Origin of the sequence: Spirosoma aureum, from assembly GCF_011604685.1 — a bacterium.
GTDB lineage: Bacteria > Bacteroidota > Bacteroidia > Cytophagales > Spirosomataceae > Spirosoma > Spirosoma aureum.
Map to the genome: position 1 here is coordinate 4,739,883 of NZ_CP050063.1, position 15,103 is coordinate 4,754,985.

General features: G+C 48.2%; 12 protein-coding genes. 7 read left to right on the forward strand and 5 right to left on the reverse strand.

What is annotated here, in order from left to right; genetic code table 11:
• Positions 1-42: 42 nt before the first annotated feature.
• Both G8759_RS18680 and G8759_RS18685 read right to left on the reverse strand, forming a co-directional pair.
• Positions 43-2,076: a beta-L-arabinofuranosidase domain-containing protein gene (locus G8759_RS18680; protein ID WP_167210671.1), complete on the reverse strand. Its 2,034-nt coding sequence runs from the start codon at positions 2,074-2,076 to the stop codon at positions 43-45.
• A 46-nt stretch (positions 2,077-2,122) separates the two neighbouring features.
• Positions 2,123-3,193 (reverse strand): cellulase family glycosylhydrolase, encoded by a 1,071-nt coding sequence (locus tag G8759_RS18685; RefSeq protein WP_167210674.1) that lies wholly within the window; start codon positions 3,191-3,193, stop codon positions 2,123-2,125.
• Between the two features lie 131 nt (positions 3,194-3,324).
• Here G8759_RS18685 and rsmI point away from each other — a divergent pair, with 131 nt between their 5' ends.
• From rsmI to G8759_RS18720, 7 genes are all read left to right on the forward strand, one after another.
• Complete coding sequence (gene rsmI, locus G8759_RS18690; RefSeq protein ID WP_167210677.1) at positions 3,325-4,056, forward strand: 16S rRNA (cytidine(1402)-2'-O)-methyltransferase; 732 nt, start codon at positions 3,325-3,327, stop codon at positions 4,054-4,056.
• Positions 4,019-5,275, forward strand: coding sequence for an Lnb N-terminal periplasmic domain-containing protein (locus G8759_RS18695; protein WP_232073864.1), 1,257 nt, complete (start codon positions 4,019-4,021; stop codon positions 5,273-5,275). Before rsmI ends, G8759_RS18695 begins: the two co-directional genes overlap by 38 nt.
• A 107-nt stretch (positions 5,276-5,382) precedes the next feature.
• Entirely contained in the window at positions 5,383-6,675 is a 1,293-nt protein-coding gene (locus G8759_RS18700) for an acetylxylan esterase (protein ID WP_167210680.1), read from the forward strand.
• A gap of 214 nt (positions 6,676-6,889) precedes the next feature.
• Positions 6,890-7,822: a D-2-hydroxyacid dehydrogenase gene (locus G8759_RS18705; RefSeq protein WP_167210683.1), complete on the forward strand. Its 933-nt coding sequence runs from the start codon at positions 6,890-6,892 to the stop codon at positions 7,820-7,822.
• Positions 7,823-7,980: 158 nt separating this feature from the next.
• A complete protein-coding gene (locus G8759_RS18710) occupies positions 7,981-10,701 on the forward strand; it encodes a DNA gyrase/topoisomerase IV subunit A (protein ID WP_167210686.1) in 2,721 nt (906 codons plus the stop codon).
• 47 nt (positions 10,702-10,748) lie between these two features.
• Positions 10,749-11,114, forward strand: coding sequence for a VOC family protein (locus G8759_RS18715; RefSeq protein WP_167210689.1), 366 nt, complete (start codon positions 10,749-10,751; stop codon positions 11,112-11,114).
• A 1-nt stretch (position 11,115) separates the two neighbouring features.
• Positions 11,116-11,820: a SanA/YdcF family protein gene (locus G8759_RS18720; protein WP_197933030.1), complete on the forward strand. Its 705-nt coding sequence runs from the start codon at positions 11,116-11,118 to the stop codon at positions 11,818-11,820.
• A 275-nt stretch (positions 11,821-12,095) separates the two neighbouring features.
• Here G8759_RS18720 and G8759_RS18725 read toward each other — a convergent pair whose 3' ends face one another.
• From G8759_RS18725 to G8759_RS18735, 3 genes are all read right to left on the reverse strand, one after another.
• Complete coding sequence (locus G8759_RS18725) at positions 12,096-13,145, reverse strand: acetate and sugar kinases/Hsc70/actin family protein (RefSeq protein WP_167210692.1); 1,050 nt, start codon at positions 13,143-13,145, stop codon at positions 12,096-12,098.
• A 90-nt stretch (positions 13,146-13,235) separates the two neighbouring features.
• Positions 13,236-14,249 (reverse strand): hypothetical protein, encoded by a 1,014-nt coding sequence (locus G8759_RS18730; protein WP_167210695.1) that lies wholly within the window; start codon positions 14,247-14,249, stop codon positions 13,236-13,238.
• A 90-nt stretch (positions 14,250-14,339) separates the two neighbouring features.
• Complete coding sequence (locus tag G8759_RS18735) at positions 14,340-15,044, reverse strand: hypothetical protein (RefSeq protein WP_167210698.1); 705 nt, start codon at positions 15,042-15,044, stop codon at positions 14,340-14,342.
• Positions 15,045-15,103: the final 59 nt, after the last annotated feature.

Here is a 15,103-nt window from a genome sequence, read left to right on the forward strand (position 1 = left end):
TAGCAAATAAATTGTGTTTTTAAACGGTCGATATGTGAATCGCTATGGGACGACCGGAAAGGCTACGACCCGAAGTTTGGTGCAGCCATACGGAATGAGCGTAATGGTTTCGGTTTTGTCGTTTACTTCGCCTTTGTAAACACCATCCCGGGGTGTAACGGGTTGACGGGCTACGCCCTCAACGATTTTCCAGTTAGGAATTTGCCGCCCGGTGGTTTTGATTTCGATGGGTGCGTTGGTTTCATTCCACACAAAATTGGCAGCGACTGGCTTCATAACGACAGTCGTATTTTTGACAGGGTCATCAACCAATGCTTTAGGTAAGCCATAATTCCAGTTACCCTTCGGCTGAAATTCGTAATAAGTCCCCTCTTCTTTGATTTTCTTTTCGGTTATTTCTGACTCTACTTTCAGAGCATAGACCAGGGGGCCGCGTTCGATCGTACGGGAATTTTTGGCCCAGTTGCTCGTGGTGACCTGCATCGGCAGTTGTAGCGTTACTTTATCTCCGTTTTTCCATGCCCGATTCAGACTGATGATCTGCCCTCCCTTATCCGAGCGAAGTTTCGTTCCATTGAGTAGTATGGTAGCTTCTTTACACCAACCTGGTATGCGTAAATCAAGTGGGAAAGTGGTTGTTTTGGGGAGACTGATCGAGAACGTAATCTGATCGTCAAAGGGGTAATTTGTTGCTTCCTGAATGGTTGCCGTTGTTCCATCACCAACCGGCGACTTAACAGTGTTAGGTGCGTATTCCAGCGCGGCAAGGCCATTTTCCTGGGCAGACCTGTACCAGAGATGCGACGCGTATTTTGTCCAGCCCTGGTGCATATTGGCAGTACAGCAGGTGTAACCGGCATAGGGGCCAAACACGTTGTTCATCCCCCGATCGAAGGGAAGTGAGAAATCATAAACACCCCTTGAGACCTGTACCTGATTGGCAATCTGGAAATACTGTCGGGAATGGTAATCATCGGTCGTTTGGGTTGGGAGCGCATTGAACGTCATACGTTCGAGGGCATCCATGTAAGCAGGATCGCCCGTAATGCCGATGATTTCTTCCAGCGAAAACATGGTTTCAACAATGGCGCAGAGTTCAACACCTTGGGTTGGTTCGTTGCCATGCAGATCCTCATCACCCGAAAACATGCCGTGAGGGAGACCATGAAGTGTCATCAGGTCATTAAAACCAGTCTTCACGGCCGACAGATACTTTGCGTCTTTTTTGCCCCGATAATATTCGGCGGGTAGTTTCAGCCCCATCCCCACATTAACCGCGTGCCGATCCATCCACCGCTGGCTCGTCTGGTTGACGGCTGCTCCAATAGCCCAGTTACGACCACCGAGCAGGTCGGTCCAGTTGGTCGTTTGTTTATAAAGTATATCCGCCAGATCGAGCAGAAATTTGTCGCCAGTCTGGTTGTAAAGCCAGTACACGGCCATAATGTTGTCGCCCCCGCGCGACTCGGCCCATTCGGTCCATTTATTGAGCGGGCAGGTTTTCAAGCTTTCATGCTGGTAGCGAAAATACCGGGTCATGAACGGAATGACCCGTTTGTCGTTCGTGGCGGTGTAGTATTGTTGAAGGACTTTCAGCATCACCATGCGAGGCCACCAGTCTTCGCCATCGGCACAGGAATTCATTTTTCCGCCATTGGCTACTTCCTTTTTGGTATAAGGGCCAAAAAAACCGTTGGGCCGCTGGTGCTCCAGGCTCCAGTTAATGTATTTCTGGACCTTATCTTTAAGGGTTTTGTCATCCAGCAGATACCCCAGCGGAACGGCACCGTCGAGCCAGTAGGGTGTTTCCTCCCAGCCATCGCCTTTACCACCCAACCAGCCGTTATCGTCTTTGATCTTAGGGTAATACTCGTCCAGATGACCAGTTGACCCATCACGCATTACCTCGAGCTGGTGATGAAGCCAGCCTTCGGGTTTAATGGCTCCAAGCGGCAATTCAAGGTATTTCTGCGGAGCCAGTGGAGCACGATTGTTGACAGAGGTCGCTTTCTGTGCGTATGAATTTACGAAAGTCACTAGAAGAACAGTAGTCAGGCTAAGGAAGGTAGATTTCATGGTAGTAAGTAAACCTATCGGCGAAAGACCAGGGTTATAAAATCGATTATTTTCCCGTTGCCAGTTGCTTGATCAAGGCCGTTTCTTTGGGATCGAAAACTGAGCCATCGGGGCGGAAAATATCATGAAACCAAACTTTTGGTTCTTCGCCACTAGGCATTGGGGCGTCCCAGGCGTAGATGGTATTGGTTTTCCCTTTTACCAGTCCCCAGTTTATGGCGCCAACTTTATACTTTTTGAATACAGGAAGGCAGGTTTCAAATGTACTGTTACGGGTTCGGGCCATGTATTCGGTACAAATGAGCGGTCGCCCAAGTTTCTGGAGGTCAAGAATTTGCGCTTCCAGCTTGGGCGCTTCAGCATAATTGTGGAACGTTATGATATCCGACTGGCTGAACATCAGGTCGTTCGATAGGGGATGGTCATTCCACCAGCCCGCCGTGATGGGTTGCGATGGTCGCACGGATTGTGCCCAGGTAAATGTCTTGGTCAGCAGGGGCAGAACCGCGTCGTTGTAGCCGTTATTGGACGGCTCATTGAACAAGTCCCAGACGATGACGCGATTGTCGTTCCCGAACGCGGTAATCACACTTTTAGTATATTGTTCCAGTCCGCCCCATGTGCGTGAATCGAACAGACGCTTAGTACCCGGTGAGCGTGCCCAGCCTGAGTTGTGTTTGCCCGTAACCGGCTCCTGTTGTTTGCCTGGTTTGGGGTCGTCGTTCCAGCAGGAATCAAACAGCACAAACATAATTTTGATGTGATGTTTATCGGCGATTTGCAGAAATTGATCGATCCGTTTTTTGTACCCTTCTGCATCCTGCTCCCAGACCAGATTGTGCAGAAACACCCGCATAATATTCATCCCGATCGATTCGGCATACCCCAGCTCGCGGTCAATCGTCGCCGGATCGAACGATTCGGCCTGCCACATTTCCAACTGATTGATGGCGGTACTGGGAATGAAATTGGCCCCTACCAGAAACGGTTGGGTTTTATACCAGTCATTGGCTTGCTGGGCAGTCCAGCGCTGAGCTGATGCCGAATAGCATAACGAAAGGCTGATGAACAGGAGGTTAAGTGATCGGCGAATCAAGTAGAATAGGGTTGATTTCATAAAATCAGACAGCAAATAGATAGGAAAACCAGTAGGTGGATGGCTTTACACGTATAAAGGCATTTTTAATGTAATCTATCCTGCTTCATGAAGTTTTTGTGATTGACGGAAGCTGACAGTTAACTTGCGGCATGAAACTGTACCTCGTGCCGACGCCCATCGGCAATCTCGACGATATTACCCTCCGGGCCATTAAAGTGCTGCAAAGTGTCGACGCAATCCTGGCCGAAGATACCCGTACATCGGGCGTGTTGCTCCGACATCTGAACATCAGCAAACCGCTCCATAGCTACCACATTTTTAATGAACATCAGACCGTTCAGCGGCTGGTGAATCAACTGAAAGAAGGGAAAACACTGGCGCTTGTTTCCGATGCCGGAACGCCAGGTATCTCAGACCCCGGTTTTCTTCTGGTACGTGAGTGTATCAAAAACGATATTCTGGTCGAATGCCTGCCCGGACCAACCGCTTTTGTACCGGCACTGGTTAATTCGGGCCTTCCCAATGATCGATTTACCTTTGAAGGGTTTCTGCCGCATAAAAAAGGCCGCCAGACACGCCTTTCCGAACTGGCCGAAGAGGAGCGGACCATGGTGTTCTATGAATCACCCCATCGATTGATCAAAACCCTGCAACAGTTTTCGGAAGTATTGGGTCCCGATCGGCCGGCCAGTGTTTCGCGTGAGCTGACAAAAGTTTTCGAGGAAAATCAGCGGGGATCGTTGTCCAAACTAATTGCGTATTTTGCCCAAAAAATGATAAAAGGTGAGCTTGTTATCTGCGTTCAGGGAAAAGAACCGGCCAAAGGAAAGGCCAAACGACAGTATGAAAATGACGTTGATGACAACGAAGACGATGAATAGCAACCGGATGGTCAAACAAATAATCGGCAGTTTTCTGCTCGTTCTTCAACTCATACTCAGTAGCCATCACAAAGCAGTTGCGCAGCCGTTTTCGCCATCGGCGCAGGTAAGTTTGCTTACATTCGGGTCGGGGGAGGAACTGTATTCAGTTTTTGGCCATACGGCCATTCGTATTTACGACCCGACCCAGAACATTGACCGAACGTATGGATGGGGAGGATTCCGGTTCGCTGAGAATAATTTCTACGTTAAATTTCTGCGCGGCACATTACCCTACTACATCGATGCGTACGAGATGTACGTCATGATGTATGCGTATCAGGCCGAAAATCGAACCATCCGGGAACAGGTGCTGAATTTGTCGCCGGGTCAGAAACAGCAATTGTTTACGGTGCTGGCAACCAACATGCTGCCTGAAAATCGAACTTACCAGTACAAGTTTTTCTACGACAACTGTGCAACTCGGCCCCGCGATGTGATCGCCAAGGCCTGCGGTGATAGTTTGATAATGCCATCGCGATCCCGAATGACAGGTAAATCCTATCGCGACTGGATGAATGATTATCTGGGCGAAAAAGCCTGGGCCAAACTCGGAATGAACCTGGCTATCGGACAACCAGCTGATGAACAGACCGATGGCTGGCACGCTATGTACCTGCCCGAAAATGTGTATGATCAGATGGCGCAGGCCAAATTAAAACAGGCTTCCGGTCAGGTAGTGCCGTTGGTAGCTCGTGATCAGACCCTTTTTACGGCCGCGAAGACCTTTCCGCATGAGTTGCCATTTATTCTGGACCCTAATGTCGTGTTTACGCTGGTGGGTATTATTATCGCTTTATTTACGGCACGTCGCTACCAGGCGGGGAAAGTGGACCGCTGGCTCGATCGATGGCTATTTGGTATTGTTGGTTTTCTGGGCTGGTTTCTCTTTCTGTTATGGGTGGGCACCGATCACGGCGTAACGGCCTGGAATCCGACGCTGTTTTACATGATGCCGCTTCATTTGCCTCTGATTTTTTGGGCTACCAGTTCGAAAGCAACTTCCCGGCGCCGAACTATGTATTTCAGTCTTACTGCTGTATTGATTCTATTGGGGATGATCTTCTCAAAAGTGCCGGGAGGCTTCGACGTGGTGTTTCCATTAACCTTACTGATCCGTTGTATTGTCAATATTCAGATGGTTCGGCGTGGTTACCAGACACCCGCACGAGTGGCATAGGAAGTAGGGCATACGTCAACTTTGTCCGTTTTCATCGCGGAGTTCCGTCAGAATGAGTAGGCCAAAATCCGAATCAACTTCTACCGGTAAACATCTTTACCTCTTGCATGAAACGGCTATTTATTGTCCTTTACTTGTTTTGTATTGCAGATCTTGTTGCCCAACCGGCCGAGCGTCTCGTCAAAGTTATCGTTACACCCAATCACGACGACTGGGTTTATAAAACCGGCGAACCGGTCAAATTTAACATCTCGGTTTACCGAAGTAACGTGCTGCTGAAAGGTGCGAAACTTCGGTATGAGATTGGCCCCGAAAAGATGGAGCCAACGAAAAAGGAAACCGTTACCTTGCGCGACGGAACGCTGGCGCTGGATGGTGGTACAATGAAAACGGCTGGTTTCCTGCGCTGTATCGCGACCGTTGAACTGGATGGCAAAGAGTACCGGGGGCTCACAACGGCGGGTTTTGAACCACAGACCATTAAGCCAACGGTTGCCAATCCGGCCGATTTTCAGGCATTCTGGGACAAGGCAAAAACCGATCTGGCTGCCATACCCATCGACGCCCGCATGACGTTACTGCCTGAGCGCTGTACCGAACTAACGAATGTCTACGAACTGAGTCTTCAAAACATTAACAACTCCCGCTTCTACGGAATCCTGTGTGTGCCCAAGAAAGAGGGTAAATACCCGGCTATTCTACGAGTGCCCGGAGCGGGGGTTCGGCCGTACAATGGCATGATTTCTGAAGCCGAAAAAGGGTTTATTACGCTCGAAGTAGGTATTCACGGCGTTCCCGTCACGATGAATCAAATCGTGTATGATAACCTCAGCCGAGGGGCATTGAGCGGTTATCAGGCCGCTAACCTCGACGATCGTGACCGCTATTATTACAAGCGTGTTTATCTGGGCTGTGTACGTGCCGTCGATTTTCTGGCAAGTATGCCGCAGTATGACGGTCAGAATCTGGCCGTTACGGGCGGTAGTCAGGGAGGAGCCTTGTCCATTGTTACGGCGGGTCTTGATTCGCGAATTAAATGGCTGGCGGCCTATTATCCAGCGCTGAGCGACGTGACGGGCTACCTGAATGGTCGTGCCGGGGGGTGGCCACACTTGTTTGCGGGCAACGAGTTGGCGTATAACAACAAGCCCGATCGCATTAAAACGACGGGTTATTACGACGTAGTCAATTTTGCCCGACTCGTGAAAGTGCCGGGGCGGTATTCGTGGGGATTTAACGACGAAACCTGTCCGCCAACCTCCATGTATGCGGCCTACAATGTAATTCCCGGCCCAAAAGAACTCGATACTTATCTCGATACAGGCCACTGGACCTTTCCTGAGCAAACCGAAAAAATGACCAGTTGGCTCCTGGCTCAGTTAAAAGGCGGTAGTAAATAACAGCGCATCATTCGTTCTGTTTTATCCACTATTTCGTACGGAGGCACAAAGCGCACAGGGAGAACTCGTTGTGTTCTTTGTGCATCTGTTGAAAACGGAAAAGAAGGCTGTCGGGTACCTGAGCCAAAAATTCAGGATAAAGTAGTTTATCTCTTTAACAGTCGGTTTTTCCGCTAGAACGCAACCAAATCGGTCAGAATTACGTAATTTCAGTATGCAACTATTTGTTAACACGGCACTCAATAATACGTTTAAAAATACACTTAGTCAGCAACTTCCTGCCGACATAACCGTTGTGTTTCGCCATGATCTGCCACCAGCAGACCAACAAACAGCCTTTCAGACGGCCGATTTAGTACTGGGAAACCCGCCATCGGCCTGGTTTGCAGGGTCATTGCCCAACCTGAAGTTCTGGCAGCTGGATTCTGCCGGTTTTGATGGCTACAAAAACGTTCAACTTCAGGCAATTGTGGCCAACATGGGTGATTACTTCGCCTGGCCCTGCGCTGAAACTATGCTGGCGGGTATTCTGGCTCTTTACCGGCGTATTCCCGAATTAGTAACCTTGCAGAACCAGAGTGAATGGGTTGGTGCACCGATTCGGGCCAGAACCGGATTGCTCCGTAACAAACACGTTGTTATTCTAGGTACGGGTACAATCGGACAGGCTGTGCGGCAGATGATGAGTGGCTTTGATTGTGTGGTCAAAATGCTTGCCCGCACGGACCCTAAAGCCGAACTGCATTCGATTGATGAACTGAAAGCGGTCCTGCCTCAAACCGATATCGTAGTGAATTGCCTGCCCGGTACAGCAACCGGATTTGTTTCGGCAGATTTGATGGCAGCTATGAAGCAAGGCAGTATCTATGCTAATGTAGGCCGGGGTAGTACAACGGATGAATTGGCGTTGATCAAAGCGTTGCAATCCGGACACCTGGGGGGCGCTGTACTCGACGTGACAGCTGTTGAACCACTGCCCATCGACAACCCACTCTGGACGTTACCGAACGTGCTGCTGACGCAGCACACCGGCGGTGGACAACCCGACGAAGATGCGGGTAAGGTGGTTCAGTTTATCAAAAACTTTAACCGGTTCCGGGCTGGTGAACCAGTCGAGAATGGGGTCGAATTGGGCCGGGGATATTAACCGTAAATACAAAAGTCAGTTTAGTATTTTTTGTCGATTTTTGGGCTTTTAAAGCCGATTTTTCAACTTTTTTTTGTATATTTAAGGAGTTGAACCGAGGATATATCGTTCGGCAAACCCCGCCTAATTATCCATTGAAATAGTACCTATTACAATTCATGATGAACGAAGAAAATCAGGAACCGATAGACGACGAACAGTCACTGCATGGAGCAGATAATTCTGCCGACGGCGCAGAGCCAATCGACGCTATAGGACCGGATGAACAACCGATTGACACCATTAACGAAGTCCTGCATGACCAAACCGTCGTTTCAGGGCTGTATGAAAATTACTTTCTCGATTACGCATCGTATGTCATACTTGAGCGGGCTGTACCTGCCGTTGAAGACGGTCTGAAACCCGTTCAGCGCCGGATTCTGCATGCACTCAAAGAAATGGACGATGGCCGATTTAACAAAGTCGCAAACGTCATCGGCCAGACCATGCAGTTTCACCCGCACGGTGATGCATCGATTGGTGAAGCGCTTGTTAACATTGGTCAGAAAGAACTGCTGTTCGATACGCAGGGAAGCTGGGGAGACGTTCGTACGGGCGATGGGGCTGCTGCTCCTCGTTACATTGAAGTTCGGCTTTCGAAGTTTGCTCAGGATGCTATTTATAATGACAAGACGACGGAATGGCAGCTATCCTACGATGGCCGTAAACGTGAACCGGTAACCCTGCCCGTCAAGTTTCCATTACTGCTTGCGCAGGGTGTAGAAGGCATTGCCGTTGGACTTTCTACCAAAATTCTGCCGCATAACTTCAATGAACTGGTCGAAGCGTCGATCCAGATCCTAAAAGACAAGCCCGTTTCGCTCTTTCCTGATTTTCAGACGGGGGGACTGATTGATGTCAGTAACTACAACGACGGTCATCGGGGTGGTAAGGTTCGGGTTCGAGCCAAAATAGAAGAAGTCGATAAGAAAACACTGGCAATTCGTGACGTTCCGTTTGGCATTACCACGCCACAACTGATTGAGTCCATCGTTAAAGCGGCTGAATTAGGTAAAATCAGAATTAAGGCCCCCAGCCGTAACGTGGCTGCCGTCGTTGACAATACGGCCAGAGACGTTGAGATTCTGGTTCATCTCCAGCCAGGCGTATCACCCGATGTGAGCATTGATGCGCTCTATGCATTTACAGATTGCGAAGTGTCGATTTCGCCCAATGCCTGCGTAATCATTGGCGACAAACCTCATTTTGTCAGCGTAACGGATATTCTGCGCGTCAACACACACCAAACGGTACAGTTGTTGCAACGCGAGCTTGAAATTCGGCGTAGTGAATTAATGGAGCGATTGCTGTACAGTTCGCTCGAAAAGATTTTCATTGAAAACCGGATTTACCGTAAAATAGAAGAGTGTGAAACGTTCGAGGCCGTACTGGTAACGATCGATAAAGCCCTCAAACCGTTTAAGAAGCAGTTCTACCGGGAAATTACCGAAGATGATCTGATTCGCCTGACCGAAATCAAGATCAAGCGAATTTCCAAATTCGATGGATTCAAGGCCGAGGAACTGATGCGCAGGCTGGAGCAGGAATTGGCCGAGACAGAAGATAACCTGGCTAATATTACCCGTTATGCCATTGCTTATTATAAAGATCTGCAAAAGAAATACGGCAAAGGTCGCGAACGTAAGACCGAAATACGGGCCTTCAACACGATTTCTGCTAATGTGGTGGCTGCTGCCAACCAGAAGCTTTATGTAGATCGAGAAGGTGGTTTTATCGGATATGGCCTGAAGAAAGATGAGTACGTCAGCGACTGTTCCGACATCGATGACATCATTATCTTCCGGCGCGACGCGAAATGTCTGGTTACTAAAATTCAGGAAAAGATATTCGTCGGCAAGGATATTGTGCACGTTTCTGTATTCAAGAAAAACGACGAGCGTAAGATTTACAACCTTGTTTATCTGGATGGAAAATCGGGAATTTCGATGGCAAAGCGCTTTCCCGTTACGGGCGTCACACGTGATCGCGAGTATGACCTGACCATGGGTAATCCGAAATCGAAGCTATCCTATTTCAGTGCGAATGATAATGGTGAGGCAGAAATCATAACGATAAATCTGACGGCGCAGTCTACCGCAAAAATCAAGCAGTTTGATTTCGACTTTGCTTCGGTCGGTATTAAGAATCGGGGAGCCCAGGGGAATATTCTAACCAAATACCCCGTGCGAAAGATTACTCAGAAATCGGGCGGTGTTTCAACGTTGGGCGGTGTCGATATCTGGTATGACGACCACCTCGGGCGGTTGAATCGCGACGAACGCGGACGACTTCTCGGCAATTTTGATGCAAAAGATAGCATTCTGGTCGTTTATAAAGATGGACAGTATGAATTGACCAGCTTTGACCTGACCAATCGGTATGAGCCGAATGAGGTGGCTGTGTTAATGAAATTTGATCCGGAAACGGTCCTGTCGGCGATCTATTACGAGATCAATCAGAAGGCGTGGTATGTGAAACGGTTTAAAGTCGAAACAACATCGCTTGATAAGAAATTTAGTTTTATTGGTGATACCAAAGGATCGAAGAACCTGGCCGTAACAGCCGATCGCTTTCCGCGTATTGAAATTGTGCATCAGGTAAAGGATAGGGGTCCACTCGAAAAAATGGTCCTTGAGCCAGAAGGTTTTATTGAAGTGCGGGGTTGGAAAGCACTAGGAAATAAACTTCCTTTTGCTAAGGTGAAAGAAGTAAAACTGCTGGCTCCAAAGGTTGTGATTCCGAATGCGGTAAAGAATCCAATAAAACCGGCAGATCCTGTTGAAACCAGTACAACGGAGACAGACGAAAAAGAGTCTGTTCAGTTAGGATTGTTTTCCTAGAACCATTAAATCCTTCCAGAACTGGATTCTGGAAGGTGAATACAGCCATGGAAGAAAAGCCTTTTTTAGGATTACGAACGGTAATTTATGCAGCTCCAGACCTTTCGGCAACAAAGGCCTGGTATGCAAAAGCACTGGCGATCGAGCCTTATTTCGATGAGCCCTTTTACGTAGGATTCAACGTGGGTGGTTATGAACTGGGACTTATTCCCGATGCGTCAATTGTTGAGGGTAGCACCGTTAGCTATTGGGGCGTTGCCGATATTGATAAAGTAATACAAAGATTTCTTAATTTGGGAGCGAGTATACACACTGATATTCAGGATGTAGGCGACGGAATTAAGACTGCATCCATAAAAGATCCATTTGGTAATGTTGTTGGATTAATCGAAAATCCACATTTTAGTTTGTAAAATGAACACGACGTTGGCCACCGACTACAGCGACGACACGCCCCGCGAAGCGGTTGGCGTTCGCGTGGTCAAATGGACCATCAAGTTTACCATTGCGCTGACATTCACGGGGGCCATGGTCGTGTTGATTAGCAATTGGTGGGTTGTTCATAACACACAGGACCAGATCTATTTTGACATCAATGAGTTACCCGCTAACGATGTCGGCCTGGTGCTTGGCACGAGTAAGTTTGTTCGATCTGGAAAAGAAAACCTTTTCTTCCGTTACCGGATGGAAGCTACTGCCCGACTTTGGAAGGAGGGGAAAATTAAATACCTGATTCTGAGCGGAAATAACGATTCGGAGTACTATAATGAGCCAGTAGACATGCAGCGGGCACTGGTAAAACTAGGGGTACCAACATCCGTAATGACACTCGATTACGCTGGTTATCGGACATTCGATTCAGTCGTTCGCTGCAAAGACGTCTTCAACCAGGAAAAAATTACGATTATCTCCCAGAATTTCCACAATGCCCGTGCGCTCTACATTGGTAATCATGAGGGAATAGAGGCTATTGCCTTTGCCGCCCAGGATGTTCCCGATGGTTACTCCCTTCGCACCCTCGTTCGCGAATACCTCGCCCGGCCATACGCCCTCCTCGACGTATATTTGCTGCGCCCACAACCGGAGAAAGGTAACTGGGAGCGAAAAAAAGACCGGTAAATTTTATTGGATTTACGGTTCGTCAGAATACCGGGGCTTTCAATCATTTAGCCAACATAACCCGTCAACCTAATGCTCGGCCACTTTAAACCGATTAAGTTTCAAAAATCTAATCGGTTTATAATCAACCACATTCATGACGAGTACGTAAAAAATCTAAATTGGAAGAGTATTTGTTAGAGCAACAATTTAAAAAAATGCTTCGTATACAAAAAGCCCGATTCCAGACGTCTGGGATCGGGCTTTTTGCTGAATGGGCCTGATTCTCAAACCCGTTAGTTGGGCATATTAAGTAGGAAGCCAATTGTAAAATTGGAATCCCAGTCGAACACAAACTGGTTGCAACCAGTCGCGTCCGCAATGGCTTTGTAGATGTTCAACCCAGCTTTCGATTTAGCATTGTCTAACTTATAAGCCGAAGGTGCGTCGAGGACCGTATAGCGTTCTTTATCTTTTCTGACTGATTTGGCCAGCTCGAACGGCACCCCACCAATAATGAAACAGGTTTTGCGGTGATCTTCCGGCACTTGTTTGGCTTTGGCCGTTACTTCCGTCGTTACTGTCTCATCGCTGGTCCCATTCTGAAAATATTTGGCTCCGTAGGTTTCCAGCGCTTTAGTCGAGCTACCTTCTTTCCAGGAAATTTTGGTATTACCAGAGCCAATATCGACAACGAATGAATTGTTGTAATAATCAGCGGGAAGGACCGACTTAAGTCCCAGTGAACCTTCCTGTTCAGGTGTAACGGTGTTTACAAAGTAATTCAGCGATTTCAGCGCTTTGATGATCTTCTGGGTTCCCTCGGCTTTTACTGCTCCTGAACTTACCACAAAATGGATGTCGCGTCCACTCACCCCAAAATCGAGCATTTTGCCGATGTAGCTTTTTAAACCCGACCGGATATCATCGTCCGAAGCCATGTTTTCGATGACCAGACTATTCCCGAATTCCGCTTTTTCGAGCTTCCAGTTTTTCTGATCATCGACCCGGATAATAAATGAGTTGAATCCACTGGCACCTAGCTCCACAACACCTTTGAGTTTACCACCGTTGGGAGCAGGGGGCGTATAGGTAAATGACCGACCTGAGCCAGCACTCGTTGCCTCGCCTGATGAAGCCGAGTTATTATCTGAAGCCGATGACTCGTCGGCCGAAGTAGACGATCCCTGCTCGTCCGATTTGGGGAGCGTAGCGGATTCTTCTGATTGTTTCGGCGCAATTTTGCGCAGCGCTTCACTACCACCGAAATACCGGAACCCGAAGAAAATAGCGGCCAGAATCAGGGCCGTGATGAGCAGCCGACCGGCCACAGTTAAACGTTGCATATGTTGAAAGGATGAAAGAGTGAACGAATAAACGAGTGAAAGATTGGAGGAGCAACTAAATGGCTCATTCGCTCTTTCACTCCTACATGATTAATCGAGCAGATTCCGATATCCGGCGTCTTTCTGCGGATTGGGGCCTAAATTAAGGGGTTGAGCGGGTGCATCGAGTTGCACCATTTTAAATTCACCTTTATTGTAAGCTTCCAGCAGGGCTTCTCCTTTATCGGAGAGAATCCCGTTCTGAATGTCTACACCATTGATGAAGTCCATCGAGAGGTCCATCGCCCGCTTCATTTCGCCAAGTTTCATACTCATATCGTCCTGAATATATTCCATTGACTGGTCGAAGTAAAACTTCTTGTCCGGATCGCCTTTAAAGATACTAACGGCCGTTTTAAGTGCGTTTGAACTATCTTTAACAATCTGGTATTCAGTCTCTTTGAGACGAACTTTGATTTCAGTCTCCTTGATAATATAATCGGCGCTCTGGTTTACTTTTTCCATGAAGGCCAGCACGTTTTTCATATTCCGCTGAAGTGGCAGCAGCTTTTCGTTCATTTCCTGCAAACCAGCGCCCTCGATGGTGGCCAATTGAGCCGTTTCGCGCATACCAGGCTTGTCGCTTAAGGAGTTCGCTTTATTGGCTTCGGCAAATTTCTGTTTAATGGTCTCATTGTTTTCACCGATTTTCTTGTTCAGTTTAACCAGTTGCCCCGCCAGAATATTAATTTGCCCCTGCATTTTCTCCCGTTTGTCTTTCAAATCCTGAATGTAGATTTTCATGATCGCAATGGGATTCAGTTGAATGACTGTACCAGTCAGGCTGCGCATGAGTGTTTTGAACAGAAAGAAAACCGCAGTCCGAACATCTTTACTGGTGAACAGGAAAATCAGGACGCCCAGGGCACCGAGCAGGAGCGCCAGTTCAAGCACATTTGAGGTAGCTCTGATTAGAAATTCAATGATTCGGTTGAAATAAACGAGCCCGAAACCGGCAATACCGGCCAGGGTAATCATGCCCAGAATGCCTTCGGGGCGGCTCCAGAACGAACGCTTTTCCACGTCCGTATTACCACCAAGTTGCGAAAAATCAGGAGTAGCCATTGTTTAGTGTTTTCTGTTTAAGGTCATTCAGTCTTCAATGAATAGCTCAGTTTACATCAACTGAAAAGGTCGTCACTGGAAACTGAAAACTTACTTTAAATACTGAGTTATTTTGGTAATGTCGTTTTTGATTTGTTCCGTGTAATGCGAGAATGTCACTTCGTAGTTCTGCCGGTTCTGCGTGATTTTACCACTTTGATCCGTTATTTCGCCACCGATAGCCGTAAGCCGATCGGTGTTGGCGCTGATCTTCTGTTGAATCTCTACCAGCTGTTTGGCCAGTGCTTCATTTTCGGTTTGCAGGCGTTTCTGCTCATTCTGCAAACCACCAACCCGATCAGCGAGGGCAGCGTCGACACTTTTTGCGAAGGCATCCCGGTCGTTATTCAGAGCTGCAATATACTGATTCGCGGTTTTAGTCAATGCAGCAATATCACTGGAACCACCCAGAGCCTTAAAACTAGCCCAGGCCGCCTGATACTGCTTGTCTTCAGGAAGGCCCAGATTAGCCAGACTTCGCAGTGTTTCCCGATACTCGAAATAGTCGGGCCCGGGCGGATTGTTCTGTGCCAGTACATTGGCCAGGTGTTCGGCAAACTTGGGGTCAACTGCACCCGTACCTACCGGAGCCGGAGGGATCGGTTGAGCTGGCCCTGGAGTTGGCGCGTTGGGTGCTGCCGGACGTGGCGTTGTTGGTGTTGGGGCAGCGGGTGTTCCGGCTGCAACGCCTGACACTTCTTCTTTAACGAAGAAATTCAGAATCTTTTGACCAAGCGATTTATCAGGTTCTGGCATAGTTTGTCTGTCATTACGGGGACGCCCGTGTTGTAAAAGACTGAACAATGTTACAAGGT

What these genes read in the sequence shown, in the direction of transcription:
- G8759_RS18700 (WP_167210680.1), top strand. Translation starts at nt 5,383, where the DNA reads ATGAAACGGCTATTTATTGTCCTTTACTTGTTTTGTATTGCAGATCTT.
- G8759_RS18720 (WP_197933030.1), top strand. Translation starts at nt 11,116, where the DNA reads ATGAACACGACGTTGGCCACCGACTACAGCGACGACACGCCCCGCGAA.
- G8759_RS18730 (WP_167210695.1), bottom strand. Translation starts at nt 14,249, where the DNA reads ATGGCTACTCCTGATTTTTCGCAACTTGGTGGTAATACGGACGTGGAA.
- G8759_RS18705 (WP_167210683.1), top strand. Translation starts at nt 6,890, where the DNA reads ATGCAACTATTTGTTAACACGGCACTCAATAATACGTTTAAAAATACA.
- rsmI (WP_167210677.1), top strand. Translation starts at nt 3,325, where the DNA reads ATGAAACTGTACCTCGTGCCGACGCCCATCGGCAATCTCGACGATATT.
- G8759_RS18715 (WP_167210689.1), top strand. Translation starts at nt 10,749, where the DNA reads ATGGAAGAAAAGCCTTTTTTAGGATTACGAACGGTAATTTATGCAGCT.
- G8759_RS18695 (WP_232073864.1), top strand. Translation starts at nt 4,019, where the DNA reads ATGAAAATGACGTTGATGACAACGAAGACGATGAATAGCAACCGGATG.
- G8759_RS18725 (WP_167210692.1), bottom strand. Translation starts at nt 13,145, where the DNA reads ATGCAACGTTTAACTGTGGCCGGTCGGCTGCTCATCACGGCCCTGATT.
- G8759_RS18680 (WP_167210671.1), bottom strand. Translation starts at nt 2,076, where the DNA reads ATGAAATCTACCTTCCTTAGCCTGACTACTGTTCTTCTAGTGACTTTC.
- G8759_RS18735 (WP_167210698.1), bottom strand. Translation starts at nt 15,044, where the DNA reads ATGCCAGAACCTGATAAATCGCTTGGTCAAAAGATTCTGAATTTCTTC.
- G8759_RS18685 (WP_167210674.1), bottom strand. Translation starts at nt 3,193, where the DNA reads ATGAAATCAACCCTATTCTACTTGATTCGCCGATCACTTAACCTCCTG.
- G8759_RS18710 (WP_167210686.1), top strand. Translation starts at nt 7,981, where the DNA reads ATGATGAACGAAGAAAATCAGGAACCGATAGACGACGAACAGTCACTG.